The sequence below is a fragment of the Caballeronia sp. DA-9 genome, from assembly GCF_051615025.1.
Lineage (GTDB): Bacteria > Pseudomonadota > Gammaproteobacteria > Burkholderiales > Burkholderiaceae > Caballeronia > Caballeronia sordidicola.
In genome coordinates this window covers 3,149,793-3,164,860 of sequence record NZ_CP195133.1, presented here as the reverse complement: position 1 = coordinate 3,164,860, position 15,068 = coordinate 3,149,793, and the positions used below count along the sequence as shown (strand labels likewise).

The window sequence follows — 15,068 nt, the reverse complement described above, 5'->3', positions numbered from 1 at the left end:
GACATGGAACTCAAGGCCGCACCAGCGATCGCACCGAAACACGCGGCGCGATCAACACAAAGTTCCCTCGAAGCGGCGCTTGCAAAAGCATCGCCCCGCATTGCCCCGCGCCCGGTCACGCTCGCCAGCGTGCTGATTCACGGCAGCGTGATCTTGCTCTGGCTCGTGCTGTTCGCCCGCGCGTTTTTCCTGCACGGCGTGGTTGCATGGTCAACGGGGATTGCCTACGTTGTCTACGACACTTTATTGCTGATGTTCGTCGGAGCGAAGTCCTGGACGCTGGTGAAGCGGCCCAAGCCGCTCGACCGGCAGCAGCTCGAACACGGGTTACCCGCGCTCGGCGTGATCGTGGCTTCGCATAATGAAGCCGCCGTGTTGCCGAACACGCTCGCCAAGTTGCTTGGGCAAACCCACAGCGCGGCGCAAATCGTGATTGCCGACGATGGTTCAACCGATGCCACCGCTGAGCTTCTCACGCAGCGTTTCGGCCTGGTCAAGCCGGCGGAAGGCGAGTTGAGCGCGGCATCGACTACGCATCCAAATCTGTTCTGGCTGCGTGTTGCGCACGGCGGAAAAGCGCGGGCGCTGAACGCGGCTATCGAAAAGATCAGCACGCCAATCGTAATGACCTGCGACGCCGATACACGGCTCGCCGACGACGCCATTCTCGCCATGCGCAGCGCGTTTGCCGCGCGTCCGAACCTCGTGGCGGCGGCGGGTATTCTGGTTCCGGTGTGCAGCAAGACGCTCAGCGGGCGCTTTTTCCAGTGGTTTCAAACCTACGAATACATCCGCAACTTCATCTCGCGGTTTGCATGGATGCGTGCCGACAGCCTGCTGCTGATTTCGGGTGCGTTTGCGTCGTTCAGGCGTGATGCGCTGGTCGCGGTCGGCGGTTTCGATGCCGAATGTCTTGTCGAAGATTACGAACTGATTCACCGGTTACGACGTCATGCCGTGGATCACGGCCTCGACTGGGATGTGCGCGTGGTGGGCAACGCGCACGCGATCACGGACGCGCCGAGTTCGTTCAGCGGTTTCATGCGTCAACGCCGCCGCTGGTTCGCGGGTTTCCTGCAAACGCAATACTGGAACCGCGACATGACCGGCAATCGCCGATACGGCACGCTCGGCCTGCTGATGCTGCCTGTCAAGGCGTTCGATACCTTGCAGCCAATCTACGGCCTGACGGCGTTTGCGTTGCTGATCGGGTTTATCGTGGAACGGCGCGGCGCTGTCGTGCTGCCTATTTTCAGCGTGATCGGAGCAAAGATCCTGCTCGATTTCGCGTTCCACCTGTGGACCGTGCACCTGTATCGCCGATGGACTGGCGACACCGCCGGATCGAGTTTGTGGATGGCGGTGGTGTCGGCGGTCGTCGAGCCGTTCACGTTCCAGTTGCTGCGCCACACGGGCGCGGCGCTGGGCTGGGTGGACTTTCTCGGACGTTCGCGCGCGTGGGGCGTGCAGACGCGCGCGGGACTTGCGGCGGCGGACGAAGCCTGAACGCCGCGAGGCCGGGGTTACATCTCAGCGAGCGTAGCGAACCACCATGCTCGACGATGCCAGCACGTGATCCTTCATCGCGGCAATCAGCGTGTCGCGAGTGAGCGCGGCTGGCATGGCGTCCCCGGCAATATCGAGCGCGTAGGCCTGCACCACATAATGATGAGGTGCATCGCCACGCGGCGGACAGGGTCCGTAATAGCCATTTTTCCCCGTCCGGTTGATCCCGCCAATACTCCCCGCAGGCGGCGGCCCGCCTTCTGCAAGCGTGGTGACGGACGCCGGAATGCCGTACAAGACCCAATGTACGATGCCCAGCCCCTTGGCGCCATCGGGATCGTAGATTGTCACGGCAAAGCTTTTGGTGCCCTGCGGCGCGTTGCGCCACACAAGCGGCAACGAGACGTTCCCGCCGCCGCAATCCTGAGCGCTCGCCGCGTGACGCGAATCGAGGGTGGCGTTATCGGAAAGCGTGGGTGAGCTCAGGGTGAATCGTTCATCGGCGAGGGCGGCGCAACTCAGGCCGATCCCTGCGCATATCGTCATGAAACGGAACAGCGTGCTGCGTCGAAAACTGTGCATCTTGTCTTCCCTGCTTATTGTTTACTGGTCGTTGATTCTCACTGCCATTTTTTCGGATCGCCGCCTAACGCGGCACAGGTATCGAAGGTGATGGCCCGCAGCTTCGCCTCGCCAATCTGGCCCGATAACGCATAACCCGCTTGTTCCGTGGTCCAGTAGAACGTGCGCCGCGCGCCGTCGCGCAGCATGCGGATGGCGTATTCCTCGCGGCGCTTGCCCGTGCTGCTCGTCATGTAAAGCGTGAGGCGCTCGCCGCTGGCGTTCTGATACATGAATTGCGCGGCCGGACCGTCCTCGCCCGGCAACAAGCGGCCGCCGACCAGTTCGAAGCCATATTCGTGCAGCGACGGAATGGTCAGCGTCCGGTTGAGCCGCTTGGAAAGCCACGTCACCAGGTGATCTTCCTGCGACGCAGCCACTTCCACCGCATGCCGCTGTTCGGGCGCGTACACCGCATAAGCAATATCCGCGCGCTGCGCGAATGTCGGCGCCGGCCGGTCGCGATCGATCACCGGCAGCAGCATGTGCATCAGAAATCCGCACGCAATTCCCACCGCCAGCCAGCTCGCCGCCATGAGATAACGGCGGCGCGGGCGCACGACGACCACTTGCGGTTCCTGATCGGTAGTCGCGGCGAACAAGGCGCGCAACGCGTTGTCCTGCGCGCGATACGCCGCCACCGTCGCGGCGCTGGCTGGATCGCGGGCAATGCGCGCGGCGGTCTCGGCGCGCTCGGCGTCCGTCGATTCATCGTCGATAAACGCCGACAGCGCTCGCAGCTCATCGGCTGAAGCGTTCGATTCCGGGTGTTCCGGCTGTTCGGGTTTAGTCATGTGCCACTCACGATTTTCAACGATGCCGATTTGCGGCCAGGTTCCTCACCGAGCAATACGCGCATGTGCTCGCGTGCGCGGGAAAGGCGCGACATCACCGTTCCGGCCGGCACGTTCAGCACCGCCGACGCCTCCTGATAACTCATGTCCTCCACGCACACGAGCAGCATGACTTCGCGCTGTTCGACCGGGAGACAATATAGCGCGCGTTGCACGTCGCGCAGCACGAGGCCGTCCACTTCGCCAACTGGAGCGGCCATCTGGCGCCACGGCGCGGTTTCGTCGTCCACGGCAATATCCCGCCTGCCACGCAATTGATCGATGTAAAGATTGCGCATGATGGTGAAGAGCCACGCGCGCAGATTGCTGCCCACGCGAAACGCGTTAGACCGGCCGAGCGCGCGCTCGGTGACGTCCTGCACGAGGTCGTCCGCCCAGGCGCGATCGCCCGTCAGCGCGCGCGCGTAGCGCCGCAACTGCGGCAGAATCCCAACGAGATCGGTATCGAAGCTCAACGCCCTTGGCTCATCACATGTTCAGGTTTGGTGTGCGGATATTTGTTCCGCCGTCGTTGTTGGTCTCGTTCGCGCCCTTATGCGGGTCTCGTGCAGCTTTATGCAGCTTTAATGCGGCCCTTATTGCTTGACCGTGTGCCAGACGTCCTTGAAGTTTTCGCCTTTCGCGTCGCCCGGTTTGGTGTCCTTTGCAAACGTGTACACCCGCTTGCCCTTGTAAGCCCATTGTTTGCCGCCGTCGGCGGTAGACACGACGGTCCAGTCGCCCTGCGGTTGATCCGATGCATCGGCCGCCGCTGCCGGCCATGCCTGCGCGCAGCCGCCCGAACAGGCGCTTGGGCCGGAGGCAGTGTCTTTATCGAAGGTATAGAGCGTCATGCCCTTCGCGTCGGTGTACATGCCGTTCGCGGCCATTGGCGGCGCGGCATGCGCGCTCAGGCTGAACGTGGCGGCGAGTGCTGCGGCAAGCATCGGGAGTTGGGTTTTCATTTGCATGTCTCTTCCATTTTGGGATGTACGGATATAAACGAACGCCGCTCGCGCAATATTCCGGCGAGCTGCAAATATTCTGGTCCGTTTTTGAAAAGACGGGCAGGTTTTCTCCTCAAGGCGAAATCGCCAGGTCGCTACAATCGATACGTCCCCGTAACTCCGAAACAGGCGAGCTTAAATGGTGCAGGACAGCAAGAACTCATCGGCGCCGAGAAAGCGTCCACTCGATGGCATTCGTGTACTGGATTTATCGCGGGTGCTGGCGGGACCCTGGTGCACGCAGAACCTCGCGGACCTGGGCGCAGAAGTGTTCAAGATCGAGCGGCCCGGCACGGGCGACGATACCCGCACGTGGGGCCCGCCGTTCCTGCGTGACGCCGATGGCCGCGACACTTCGGAGAGCGCTTATTTCCTCTGCGCGAATCGCAACAAGCAGTCGGTCGCCATCGACATGAGTTCGCCCGAGGGCGCCGCGCTGATCCGTGAGTTCGCGAAATCGTGCGACGTGGTCGTCGAAAACTTCAAGGTCGGCGGCCTGAAGAAATATGGCTTGGACTATGAAAGTCTCTCGGCGCTTAACCCGCGCCTCGTGTATTGCTCGGTGACGGGCTTTGGTCAAAGCGGGCCGTTATCGCAACGCGCGGGCTACGATTTCCTGATCCAGGGCATGGGCGGCCTGATGAGCATCACCGGCGAGCCCGACAGCGTGGCCGGCGGCGGTCCCGAAAAAGTCGGCGTGGCCGTGACCGACCTGATGGCCGGCATGTACGCGACCACCGGCATCCTCGCGGCGCTCATGGAGCGCGAAAAGAGCGGACTCGGACAGCATCTGGATATTGCGTTGCTCGACTGCCAGCTCGCCATGCTCGCCAACCAGTCGATGAACTACCTTACAACTGGCGTCGCGCCCCGGCGCATGGGCAATGCGCATCCGAACATCGTGCCGTATCAGACTTTCGCGGCGAGCGACGGACACGTGATCGTCGCGTGCGGGAACGACGGCCAGTTCCGCGCGCTCTGCACGGCCATGAACCTGCCGGAACTCGCCATCGATTCACGTTTCGCCACCAACAGCGGGCGCAGCGTGAATCGCGCGGAACTGCTGCCGCAACTGGCGGCGGTGTTCGCGACCCGCACGCGCGACGCCTGGGTCGAGGCGCTCGAAGCGTGCGGCGTGCCGTGCGGGCCGATCAACGATATCGAGCAGGCGTTTGGTTCGGAGCAGGCTGTGCATCGCGGGGCAGCGCGGGAGATTGCGCATCCCGTGGCGGGTGTCGCGCCTACAGTGGCGAGCCCGCTGCGCCTGTCGGCCACGCCGGTTCAATACGACCACGCGCCGCCGATGCTCGGCGAGCACACGAACGCGGTATTACGCGAGCTGCTGGGTCTCGACGATGCAAAAATCAGTGAACTGGTTCAGGCCGGCGTGATTGGCGCATGAAGCGGCACATCAAAGTTGCCAGTCGAGCAGCGGCACGGCTTTCTCGATCAGCTTTTCCAGAGCCGGCCGCTTCAGCCAGTCCTCATACGTGACTTGTTGCGATCGTTCGATATCGGCGTCGAAGATCGCGCTTTGCTGCTGCGCGAACGTCCGGTCGTAGATATTGAGATTGGCTTCGTCGTTGAGCTTGAAAGAGCGGCTGTCGAAGTTCGTCGATCCCACCGACACAAGAAACTCGTCCACCACGAGCAGCTTGCAATGGAACATGGTCGGCTGATATTCGTGGATCTCCACGCCCGCCGCCAGCAGATCGCCCCAGCACGCGCGCGACGCTTCGCGCACGGTGTGGGTATCGATACGCTTTCCCGGCGTGACAATGCGCACCTTCACGCCGCGCCGCGCGGCCTCCACCAGTGCGTTGATCGCGAGGCCATCCGGGACAAAGTACGCGCTCGCCAGGTCGATACTCGCCGACGCCGCCGTGATCGCCATCAGATACATCAATTCCATGTCGTCCGCGCCGTGTGTGGGCGAACTGCTGAACATGTGCGCGACGCCGTCGTTCGCTTCGCCTTTTGGCAATGGCTTGACATCGGGAAAATACTTGGGACCGTGCAGCACGTTGCCGGTCGCCTTGATCCAATTGTCCATGAACACGGCCTGCATGTGCCCGACAACCGGACCTTCCACGCGAAAATGGGTATCGCGCCAGTGTTTCTCGTTTTGCGCGTGGCCCGTCCATTCTTCCGCGATGCCCACGCCGCCGGTGAAACCCGTGCGCCCGTCGATGATCAGCAACTTGCGATGCGTCCGGTTGTTCATACGCCCGAGGCCGGTCCAGTGCGGCTTGTGGTACTGCACGACTTCGGCGCCGGCCTGACGCAGTTCGTCCAGATACTTGCGGTCCATTTTCTTGCAGCCCATCCAGTCGAGCAGCACATGCACGGCCACGCCCGCGCGCGCTTTCTCCGATAACGCCGACGCAAACTGCGCCCCGATCTCCCCCGACCAGTAGATGAATGTCTCGAACGTGATGGTTTCCCGGGCCGAGCGGATGCCTTCGAGCATCGATGGAAAGATTTCGTCGCCGTTGAGCAGCACGCGATATTGATTCCCCGATGTCACCGGCGGCCCGAGCAGCAAGCTCATCGAGCGGATGAACTGGGGATCGTCACTGGAATACAACCGGTCGATATTGTGTTCGACCTTCTTTTCGCCGCTCACGAAGTTCGCCAGGATCACCACGACAATCAGCGTAACGAGAACCGTGACCGGTATGGCGAAGAGGAGCATGTGGGATTCCGGAAGAGGGCGGCGTGGACGTGCCCACGCGCGAGCTGACACGGGACGTTCGACACGCCCTGTAGCAAGAGCCGGACCTCCTGCACAGGATTGCGGTTTTTTATTACTCGTCCACGATCGTGCTCAGGTTTACACGAACGCGGCGCAGCAATGAGATCAATTGCGCACGTTCTTGCGCGTCCAGGCCTGCAAGCGCTTCGGTCGCCACCGCGTCGCCTACACGCCGCGCTTTCCCGAGCGCACCTTCGGCTTTCGCCGTCATTCGCACAGTGCGCTCGCGACGGTCGTCGGGATTGGAAAAGCGTTCTATCCAGCCGCCTTCTTCCATGCGGTCGAGCAAACGACCCGCCGATATGGGCGCGACTTCCAGCAGGTCGGCGAGGCGCGCCTGGTTGACATCGCCGAAATGCGACAGATACGCGAGCGCGCGGCATTGCGCCCGCGTGAGATCGAGGGACGATTTCGCGAGTTCGTCGAAGCGCTTGCTGCACAAGCGCCCCACGTCCGAAATCAAAAAGCCAAAGCGCTTGTCGAGATGCGTTTCCATTTCTTGATTATACGAAAGATGCTCGCGTCCACCGCTAGTAAAGGCGTGTTTGAGGCGTACGGGTTTGTCCGGGTTTTTGATCTCTTGTCACAATTATGAGCGTCGTTATAATAAGCATGCTTATTATTTGATCCCACGATCCGGCGTCTGAATGTCCTCTGAATCAACGCCATTGGGCGCCGCTGACGCGCCGCTCAACCGGCCCATGTTGACCATCTCGATCATGCTTGCCACGTTGATCCAGACGCTCGACAGCACAATCGCCAATGTCGCGTTGCCGCATATGCAGGGCACGCTGTCGGCGTCGCAGGACGAGATCACGTGGGTGCTGACGTCCTACATCGTGGCCGCCGCCATCGCCACGCCGCTTACCGGCTGGCTCTCCGACCGCCTGAGCACGAAACGCTTGCTGATCATATCGATCGGTGGCTTCACGGTTGCGTCCGCGCTGTGCGGCTTATCGGAAACGCTTGCGCAGATCGTTGCGTCGCGCTTGTTGCAGGGCATTTTCGGCGCATCGCTCGTGCCGCTTTCGCAATCCATCCTGCTCGACATCAATCCACGTGAAAAGCAGGGCCAGGCGATGGCCGTCTGGGGCATGGGCGTGATGGTCGGGCCGATCCTCGGGCCAACGCTCGGCGGGTGGCTCACGGACAGCTACAACTGGCGCTGGGTGTTTTTCATCAACGTGCCCATCGGTGCGTTTGCGCTTTTTGGCGTGCTTACTTTCCTGCCAGCGCGCGCCGCAAAGCATGGCGTGAAGTTCGATGCATTCGGCTTCGCCACGCTCGGCATCGCGATCGGCGCATTCCAGGCCATGCTGGATCGTGGCGAACAACTGGACTGGTTCGGTTCGCTCGAAATTCGTATTGAAGCCATTCTCGCGGCGCTCAGTTTTATCTTTTTCCTCGCGCACACCGCGACGGCGGGCAAGCGCTCGTTCTTCAAATACGAGTTGCTGAAGGACAGGAATTTCGCGACCGGCGTATTTTTTATTTTCGTGATCGGCGCCGTGATGTACGCCACGCGCGCGCTCTTGCCGCCGATGCTGCAAAACCTGATGAACTATCCGGTCGCGACCACCGGCCTTGTCACCGCGCCGAGTGGCGCGGGCACCATGCTCGCCATGCTGATCGCGGGACGCATGCTTCGACGCACCGACGCGCGGCTGCTCCTGCTCGCAGGCTTCCTGATTTCGGCGTTCGCGCTATGGCAGATGATGCAATACACGCTGGTGCTCTCGGTGTCCGACATTGTCTGGCCCGGCGTGATCCAGGGCTTCGGCCTGGGTTTCGTATTCGTGCCCCTGAGCGCGCTGACGTTCTCAACCTTGACGCCCGAACTCCGCGCCGATGGCACCGCGACCTATAGCCTGATGCGCAATATTGGCAGCAGCATTGGCATATCGATCGTGCAAACCATGATGACGCGCAACACGCAGGTCGCGCACGCCGATCTCGCGGCGAATGTGAACGTTTTCAATCCATCGATGCAACCCATGCTGCAAGGCGGTTCGCAGATGAGTCTCGCGCTGATGGATCAAACCATCAACCAGCAGGCGCAGATGATCGCGTACCTGAACGACTTCAAGCTGATGTTCGTCGCGACCTTGCTGGTGGTGCCGCTCGTGTTGCTGATCCGGCCAGCCCGGCCGGTGCCGGGCGAAACCCTCGTGCACGCAGCGGCGGACTGACAAAAACTATTTGATGGAAGAATCGCGCACGAGGTCGCGTTGCGTCAGGTACACACGCAGATCGAACTCGATCTGGTGATATCCGGGCTGCATGAATTCGCACAGCCGATAAAACGCCTTGTTGTGATCGCTTTCCTTCAGATGCGCGAGTTCGTGCACAACGATCATGCGCAGGAATTCCGGCGGCGCTTCCTTGAAAAGCGACGCCACGCGGATCTCCTTTTTCGCCTTGAGCTTGCCGCCCTGCACACGCGATATGGCCGTATGCAGGCCGAGCGCATGCCGCACCACGTCCAGCTTGGCGTCGTACATGACTTTATCGATGGCTGGCGCCACGCGCAGAAACTCCTGCTTCAGGTCGGTCGTGTATTCATAGAGCGCGCGATCCGACTGCACGGCATGCCGATGTGGATACCGGTCGGCGAGATACATGCCGAGTTTGTCGTCGGCGATCAGTTTGCGAACCTTGTCCTGAAGCGTTTGCGGATAGGCGCTCAGGTATTTCAGAGGAAGCATGGCGATACCACTTGCTTAATGACTGCGTTGCGTGCTCCACACGATACACGCGATCAGCGCGAGCTGAAGCGGCAAACGCGCAACGAGGAGCCATACGGGAATGCCGGGAAAGAGTTCAGCGTGCTGGAGCATGAAGATATTGGCCGGCGTCACCGCGATGGTCAGGAGCGCGAGCCCGATTCCCGCCATGGACCGCGTGCGTCTGATCGTGATTCCGGCGGCGCCGAGCAATTCGAAAACCCCGCTGATAATCACGGCCGCGATGGGCGCGGGTACGAACGGCGGCACGATCTGCACGAAAAAAGGCGTTAGCAGGAAATGGCAGATCCCGCCGATCGCAAACCAGAGGAACACGAACGCAAGCGCTAGGCGGCGCGCGTTTGACACTGGCGGCGATGCAAGTCTCGATAAACCCATGACATGTCCTGCGAGAGGCAGAAAAGGGTTACACGATACTCGCATGAATAGAAGCCGGTCTCAAAACAAGGAGAGGCCTGGCGAACTGCGCCTGCAAATCGAGCGAAGCGATACAAGCGCGGCGGCCTTTGGTTTTGTCGCCTGTGATGTGCGCGTTGCAGAAGATAAAGCGGTCGGACAAAAATTTCTCCGATCGCCAGACGAGCGGATTGCAGCGGGGATTTCGGCTCAGACCGCGGCTCAGACCGTTTCTGTTTCCGCCAAGGCCGTTTTCGAACGTCCGTTGCTCGTGGCTATGCGCGACGGCTCGCGTCCGATGGTTTCCTCATAAATCGCGAGATAGTCCTGACTCACTCGGCTCACGCGGAGCCGGTCAAGATTTGCCTTTGCTCGATCCGCCCAGTCCGCACGCACTGCTGAATCCGTGAGCAACGTATCCAGCGCGCCCGCAAGTGCGCCAACGTCACCGGGGGGCACAAGGAGGCCCGCCTCGCCAAAGTCCAGCGCCTGCGGAATGCCGTCCACGCTCGAGCCAACGATAGGACAGCCGGCTTCGCGTGCCTCGCTTATGACGAGCGGACATGGATCATTGAACGAAGCGAGCGCGAAGATATCGGTTTGTCTAAGGAACGCCGCAGCGTCCGTCTGGAAACCGAGAAAATGCACCCGGTCGCACATGGCGTACTTGAGCATCAACTGTTCGAACTCCGCGCGATCAGGGCCATCGCCTATCAGGTACAAATGCGCGCCTTTGCTGCGTTCGATGCGTGAGAACGCATCCATCAGCACGGCAATGCCCTTGCGGCGGTACATGCCCGCAATAGTGACGACATTTGGATGGACCAGCTCTGGAACCGCTGGACGCTCGACGCTTTGCATGCGGCGAGGGGAGTCAATTGTGCCGTTTTCGATGTTGCGCATGCGGGCCGCGGGTATGCCGCGTCTTATCATTGCCTTTTCGACGGCGGCGCTGACTGCGACAACGGTATCGGCCACGCCCATAAGCCTTGCGGAGCGCTGGAATTCATTGTGCACGGTGCTGACAATGCGATAGGAACGCCACAGGCGAACGATCTTGGCGATCAGCGCTCCGGTCATCATGTGCACATGCACGACGTCCGGCTTTTCACGCACCACAAGCTCATCGAACTTCCGGCACATGCTTGGCAATTTATGTAGTTGGGGTTTCTGCTCAAGGTGGACATGTTTTACGCCATGCTTGGCGAGAACGGCTTCATATTCCCCGCCGGCGCTTGCAACAACCACATCATGCCCGGCGTCGGCCTGGCTGCAAGCAAGGTCTATCACAACGTTCACGATGCCATTACCGATCTCTAGAACATGATTGGCAAGATGGATGATTTTCAGCGATGCTTTTATTTCGCCTCGTTCAGTCTTCATTCCACAACACTCCCTGCCTCTCTCGTTCATGCGCTCGGATCAAGATGGGACTGTAATTAAAACAATTGAAATCGAATGTGACTTGGCGCACGTAAAACCAACCGTACGATTCGTTTCTTATAACAAGCATTATGAGAAAGCGGACCGGCGTGACGCGTGAGTTTCTGCTGTGTCCTTTGCCACTATCGTGTGCTTACCACGATCAATCCACTTACTCGGCGCAGCCAGAAGTGGGTTGTTAGCTACAACCAGCTGGTTAAAGGAAATGGAGCTGACGCGCGAGCTTCTACGGCGGTGGAACTACAGAGCGCTGATGATCCCGATTTTGAGCTATCTTTGATTGGGGACGGACCGTGTAGGCATGCAGTCCTGATTGGCGTGATGAGGCGGTTGGATGTCTTGCTATAAGACGCCGCAAGAGGAGCCCCAAAAACAAAAACCGCCCAGCAAGCTGGGCGGTTTTTACCTCGATCTAACAAGGATAATTCTGGTCGGGGTGAGAGGATTCGAACCTCCGGCCTCTACGTCCCGAACGTAGCGCTCTACCAGGCTAAGCTACACCCCGAATATTCACTCAGAGACGGTTTGTTTCCTTTTCAGGACTGTCTTGCCGTCGAGTAAGAACATAATTCTAGCAGGCTCTCTTTAAAAATGGAATCTGGAAACGCAGAAATTGCGTTTGCCGCCGCCTGCGCTTCCTGACGCGCGCATTTCAGCGTGTGATCGAGCGCGCCCGAGGTGGTAATGGCTTCGAAAATAGTATCGAATTTATCGGTGCCGCCTTGTTCGATAGCCTCGCGCGCAAGCGCCGCCTGTTGCGCCGTGCCGTGCTCCATCAAGTAGATGAGCGGAAGCGTGGGTTTGCCTTCGCGCAGATCGTCGCCCGCGTTTTTCCCCATGGATTCCGCCGTGCCCGTGTAGTCGAGCCAGTCGTCCATGATCTGGAACGCCGTGCCAATGCGCCGCCCGAATTCCGCCGCGGCGGCCTCCGTCTTGGCGTCCGACCCGGACAGCACCGCGCCAAGCTGCGCCGCTGCTTCGAAAAGCTTCGCCGTCTTGTAGCGGATCACCTGCATGTACCGCGCTTCATCTACATCCGGGTCGTGCATGTTGAGCAACTGCAGCACTTCGCCTTCGGAGATCACGTTGGTCGCGACCGAAAGGATCTCCATCACGCGCATCTTGCCTACGCCGACCATCATTTCGAACGACCGCGAGTAAAGAAAGTCGCCGACAAGCACGCTCGCCGCATTGCCGAACAGCGCGTTCGCGGTCTTGCGGCCGCGCCGGAGATCGGATTCGTCGACGACGTCATCGTGCAGCAGGGTCGCCGTATGGATGAACTCCACCACCGCAGCCAGCTCATGCCGGTGACCAGTGGTGTCTCCAAGCGCGCCCGCCACGAGTAGCAGCAGCGCGGGACGGAGCCGTTTGCCGCCGGCCCCGATGATGTATTCGGAAATCTGGTTGATCAGCATCACTTCGGATGCCAGGCGCTGCCGGATGACGCGATTGACCTGCTGCATGTCCTCGGCGATAGGCTCGAGCACGTTGGCGGCGTTTGGGGAGGAAGTGGCAGTGGACGACATGATCGGCAATTAGGATAGTGCCGCGAATTATAAGGCGAATCGGCCGATGGACGCCTCTAATAGACGTCCCGGACTGCCCGCACGAGAGCTGGCATGCGGCGGATCCCGGTATTGGTCAGGATAATATTGCGTGTGCATTGCCCCGTCTGGGCGCAGCGCCGCCCTTTTTGCGATCAAGAAGGGTTTTGACGGAGAGCCTAACTCTCTGTATAATCACGCGTTTTCGCGCACGGTGTGCGGAAAAATGAATTCAGAGTGAGGTTCTCAATGTACGCGGTCATAAAAACCGGTGGCAAGCAGTATAAGGTTGCTGTCGGCGAAAAATTGAAAGTAGAACAGATACCGGCAGACATTGACGCTGAAATCACGCTCGACCAGGTTCTCGCAGTAGGCGAAGGTGAATCGATTCAATTCGGTGCACCGCTGGTCAGTGGGGCTTCCGTCACATGTACCGTCGTGTCCCAGGGTCGTCACAAGAAGGTCACGATCTTCAAGATGCGTCGCCGGAAGCACTACCAAAAGCACGCTGGCCATCGCCAGAACTATACCGAACTGCGTATCGACGCTATCAACGCTGCTTAAAGCGTTGAGTCGATAAGCCAAACGGTCAAGGAGCTATCAAATGGCACACAAAAAAGCAGGCGGGTCATCCCGCAATGGTCGCGACTCAGAATCAAAGCGCCTCGGCGTGAAGGTTTATGGCGGCCAGGCAATCAACGCCGGCGGAATCATTGTTCGCCAGCGCGGCACGCGCATGCACCCGGGCGACAACGTCGGCATTGGCAAGGATCACACCTTGTTCGCGCTGACGGACGGCCACGTCACGTTCACGACGAAGGGCGCTGCAAAGAAGCATCTGGTCAACGTAGTCCCGGCTGCCTGAGCAACATTCAGGCACGGGCTTCAGGACCGGAAAGGGCCCCGCGAAGTTCGCGGGGCTTTTTTTATTGGCTGCTTTTTTACGCGGTCAGGTAGTGACATATATCGAATGGTCTAGTGGCTGGCATCGGCTGGTCGCGGCAAAATAGCGGAACATCGCTGAAACACGGGACGGAGCAACTCATGAAGTTCATTGACGAAGCGAGAATTGAAGTCATCGCCGGCGACGGAGGGGATGGCAGCGCGTCGATGCGGCGCGAGAAGTTCGTCCCGTTCGGCGGACCGGACGGTGGCGACGGCGGCCGGGGCGGCAGCGTGTATGCGGTCGCGGATCGCAACATCAACACATTGATCGACTACCGGTACGCCAAGAAGCACCAGGCCCGCAATGGTGAAAACGGCCGCGGCGCCGACTGTTACGGTAAGGGTGGCGACGACATCATCCTGCGCATGCCGGTCGGCACGATCATCGCGGATACGGAAACGGGCGAACTGATCGCCGATCTGACCGAGCACAACCAGAGCGTACTGATTGCGCATGGCGGCGCGGGCGGTCTCGGCAACCTGCATTTCAAGTCGAGCACGAACCGCGCGCCGCGCCAGAAGACGGAAGGCAAGCCTGGCGACCGGCGCATGCTGCGGCTTGAGCTGAAAGTGCTCGCCGACGTCGGCCTGCTCGGCATGCCGAACGCCGGAAAGTCGACGTTTATCTCGTCGGTATCGAACGCGCGGCCGAAAATCGCCGATTATCCATTCACCACGCTTGCGCCGAATCTTGGGGTGGTGCGCGTCGGGCCGGAAAAGAGCTTCGTGATCGCGGACATTCCGGGTCTGATCGAAGGCGCGGCTGAAGGTGCGGGATTGGGTCACCGATTCCTGCGGCATTTGCAGCGCACCGGCGTGCTGCTGCATCTCGTGGATCTCGCTCCGTTCGACGAAGCCGTCGATCCCGTGCAGGAAGCGCGCGCAATCGTCAACGAGCTGCGCAAGTACGACGAAGCGCTGTATGAAAAACCGCGCTGGCTCGTGTTGAACAAGCTGGACATGGTGCCGGAGGACGAGCGCAAGGCGCGCGTCGCGGACTTTATCAAACGCTACGAATGGGACGGCCCGGTGTTCGAAATCTCGGCGCTGACAGGCCAGGGTTGTGAAGGACTGACGTACGCCATCTTCGATTACATCTCGAAGAATTCGGACGCGTCGCGTGCCGCCGAGGCCGAAGATCTCGCCGCCGACGTGCGTTTCCGCGATGAACCCGCCGCCATCGCGCCTCAACCCGCGCCGGAAATCGCCGCAGACGACCAAGACGAAGACGAAGCGTAAGAAATTCGGCCCGTGGCTGTCGAGCCAAATTC

General features: G+C 60.3%; 16 protein-coding genes and 1 tRNA gene. 6 read left to right on the top strand and 11 right to left on the bottom strand.

The features are described 5' to 3' along the window. Nucleotides 1–3: 3 nt before the first annotated feature. Complete coding sequence (locus ACRWA7_RS30700) at nucleotides 4–1,506, top strand: glycosyltransferase family 2 protein (protein WP_438396836.1); 1,503 nt, start codon at nucleotides 4–6, stop codon at nucleotides 1,504–1,506. A gap of 24 nt (nucleotides 1,507–1,530) precedes the next feature. On the opposite strand, the gene ACRWA7_RS30695 is transcribed toward ACRWA7_RS30700, so the two are convergent. The 4 genes from ACRWA7_RS30695 to ACRWA7_RS30680 all read right to left on the bottom strand — a co-directional run bounded on the left by ACRWA7_RS30695 (nucleotide 1,531) and on the right by ACRWA7_RS30680 (nucleotide 3,925). After that, nucleotides 1,531–2,052 carry a YbhB/YbcL family Raf kinase inhibitor-like protein gene (locus ACRWA7_RS30695; protein ID WP_438396835.1) on the bottom strand — a complete coding sequence of 174 codons (522 nt, stop codon included), beginning with the start codon at nucleotides 2,050–2,052 and terminating at the stop codon, nucleotides 1,531–1,533. 74 nt (nucleotides 2,053–2,126) lie between these two features. Next, entirely contained in the window at nucleotides 2,127–2,921 is a 795-nt protein-coding gene (locus ACRWA7_RS30690; protein WP_060858361.1) for an anti-sigma factor family protein, read from the bottom strand. Further along, complete coding sequence (locus ACRWA7_RS30685) at nucleotides 2,918–3,436, bottom strand: sigma-70 family RNA polymerase sigma factor (RefSeq protein WP_060858360.1); 519 nt, start codon at nucleotides 3,434–3,436, stop codon at nucleotides 2,918–2,920. Before ACRWA7_RS30685 ends, ACRWA7_RS30690 begins: the two co-directional genes overlap by 4 nt. 120 nt (nucleotides 3,437–3,556) lie before the next feature. After that, on the bottom strand, nucleotides 3,557–3,925 hold the full coding sequence (locus ACRWA7_RS30680; protein ID WP_438394386.1) for a COG4315 family predicted lipoprotein: 369 nt from the start codon (nucleotides 3,923–3,925) through the stop codon (nucleotides 3,557–3,559). Between the two features lie 181 nt (nucleotides 3,926–4,106). Between ACRWA7_RS30680 and ACRWA7_RS30675 the strand changes: the two genes are divergently transcribed. Beyond that, a complete protein-coding gene (locus tag ACRWA7_RS30675; RefSeq protein ID WP_438394383.1) occupies nucleotides 4,107–5,369 on the top strand; it encodes a CaiB/BaiF CoA transferase family protein in 1,263 nt (420 codons plus the stop codon). A 9-nt stretch (nucleotides 5,370–5,378) separates the two neighbouring features. On the opposite strand, the gene cls is transcribed toward ACRWA7_RS30675, so the two are convergent. Together cls and ACRWA7_RS30665 are read right to left on the bottom strand one after the other, a co-directional pair. After that, nucleotides 5,379–6,662 (bottom strand): cardiolipin synthase, encoded by a 1,284-nt coding sequence (cls, locus tag ACRWA7_RS30670; protein WP_438394381.1) that lies wholly within the window; start codon nucleotides 6,660–6,662, stop codon nucleotides 5,379–5,381. A gap of 112 nt (nucleotides 6,663–6,774) precedes the next feature. Further along, nucleotides 6,775–7,218, bottom strand: coding sequence for a MarR family winged helix-turn-helix transcriptional regulator (locus ACRWA7_RS30665; RefSeq protein ID WP_060858357.1), 444 nt, complete (start codon nucleotides 7,216–7,218; stop codon nucleotides 6,775–6,777). Between the two features lie 151 nt (nucleotides 7,219–7,369). Here ACRWA7_RS30665 and ACRWA7_RS30660 point away from each other — a divergent pair, with 151 nt between their 5' ends. Continuing rightward, nucleotides 7,370–8,911 (top strand): DHA2 family efflux MFS transporter permease subunit, encoded by a 1,542-nt coding sequence (locus ACRWA7_RS30660; RefSeq protein ID WP_438394378.1) that lies wholly within the window; start codon nucleotides 7,370–7,372, stop codon nucleotides 8,909–8,911. A gap of 6 nt (nucleotides 8,912–8,917) precedes the next feature. Here ACRWA7_RS30660 and ACRWA7_RS30655 read toward each other — a convergent pair whose 3' ends face one another. The 5 genes from ACRWA7_RS30655 to ACRWA7_RS30635 form a co-directional block, all read right to left on the bottom strand. Then, the gene (locus tag ACRWA7_RS30655) at nucleotides 8,918–9,427 is read right to left on the bottom strand and encodes a M48 metallopeptidase family protein (RefSeq protein WP_438394376.1); all 510 of its coding nucleotides are present in this window, start codon (nucleotides 9,425–9,427) and stop codon (nucleotides 8,918–8,920) included. Between the two features lie 15 nt (nucleotides 9,428–9,442). Beyond that, entirely contained in the window at nucleotides 9,443–9,844 is a 402-nt protein-coding gene (locus tag ACRWA7_RS30650; RefSeq protein ID WP_438394373.1) for a DoxX family protein, read from the bottom strand. A 240-nt stretch (nucleotides 9,845–10,084) separates the two neighbouring features. Beyond that, on the bottom strand, nucleotides 10,085–11,245 hold the full coding sequence (locus ACRWA7_RS30645) for a glycosyltransferase family 4 protein (protein WP_438394370.1): 1,161 nt from the start codon (nucleotides 11,243–11,245) through the stop codon (nucleotides 10,085–10,087). Nucleotides 11,246–11,733: 488 nt separating this feature from the next. After that, nucleotides 11,734–11,810: transfer RNA gene (locus tag ACRWA7_RS30640), tRNA-Pro, on the bottom strand. A gap of 31 nt (nucleotides 11,811–11,841) precedes the next feature. Continuing rightward, complete coding sequence (locus ACRWA7_RS30635; RefSeq protein WP_060858353.1) at nucleotides 11,842–12,834, bottom strand: polyprenyl synthetase family protein; 993 nt, start codon at nucleotides 12,832–12,834, stop codon at nucleotides 11,842–11,844. A gap of 267 nt (nucleotides 12,835–13,101) precedes the next feature. Between ACRWA7_RS30635 and rplU the strand changes: the two genes are divergently transcribed. The 3 genes from rplU to obgE all read left to right on the top strand — a co-directional run bounded on the left by rplU (nucleotide 13,102) and on the right by obgE (nucleotide 15,036). Continuing rightward, the gene (rplU, locus tag ACRWA7_RS30630; protein WP_056354755.1) at nucleotides 13,102–13,416 is read left to right on the top strand and encodes a 50S ribosomal protein L21; all 315 of its coding nucleotides are present in this window, start codon (nucleotides 13,102–13,104) and stop codon (nucleotides 13,414–13,416) included. Nucleotides 13,417–13,456: 40 nt separating this feature from the next. Then, nucleotides 13,457–13,717, top strand: coding sequence for a 50S ribosomal protein L27 (gene rpmA, locus ACRWA7_RS30625; protein ID WP_056354760.1), 261 nt, complete (start codon nucleotides 13,457–13,459; stop codon nucleotides 13,715–13,717). 179 nt (nucleotides 13,718–13,896) lie between these two features. Further along, nucleotides 13,897–15,036, top strand: a complete 1,140-nt coding sequence (obgE, locus tag ACRWA7_RS30620; RefSeq protein ID WP_438394366.1) for a GTPase ObgE — start codon at nucleotides 13,897–13,899, stop codon at nucleotides 15,034–15,036. The last annotated feature ends 32 nt before the right edge of the window (nucleotides 15,037–15,068 follow it).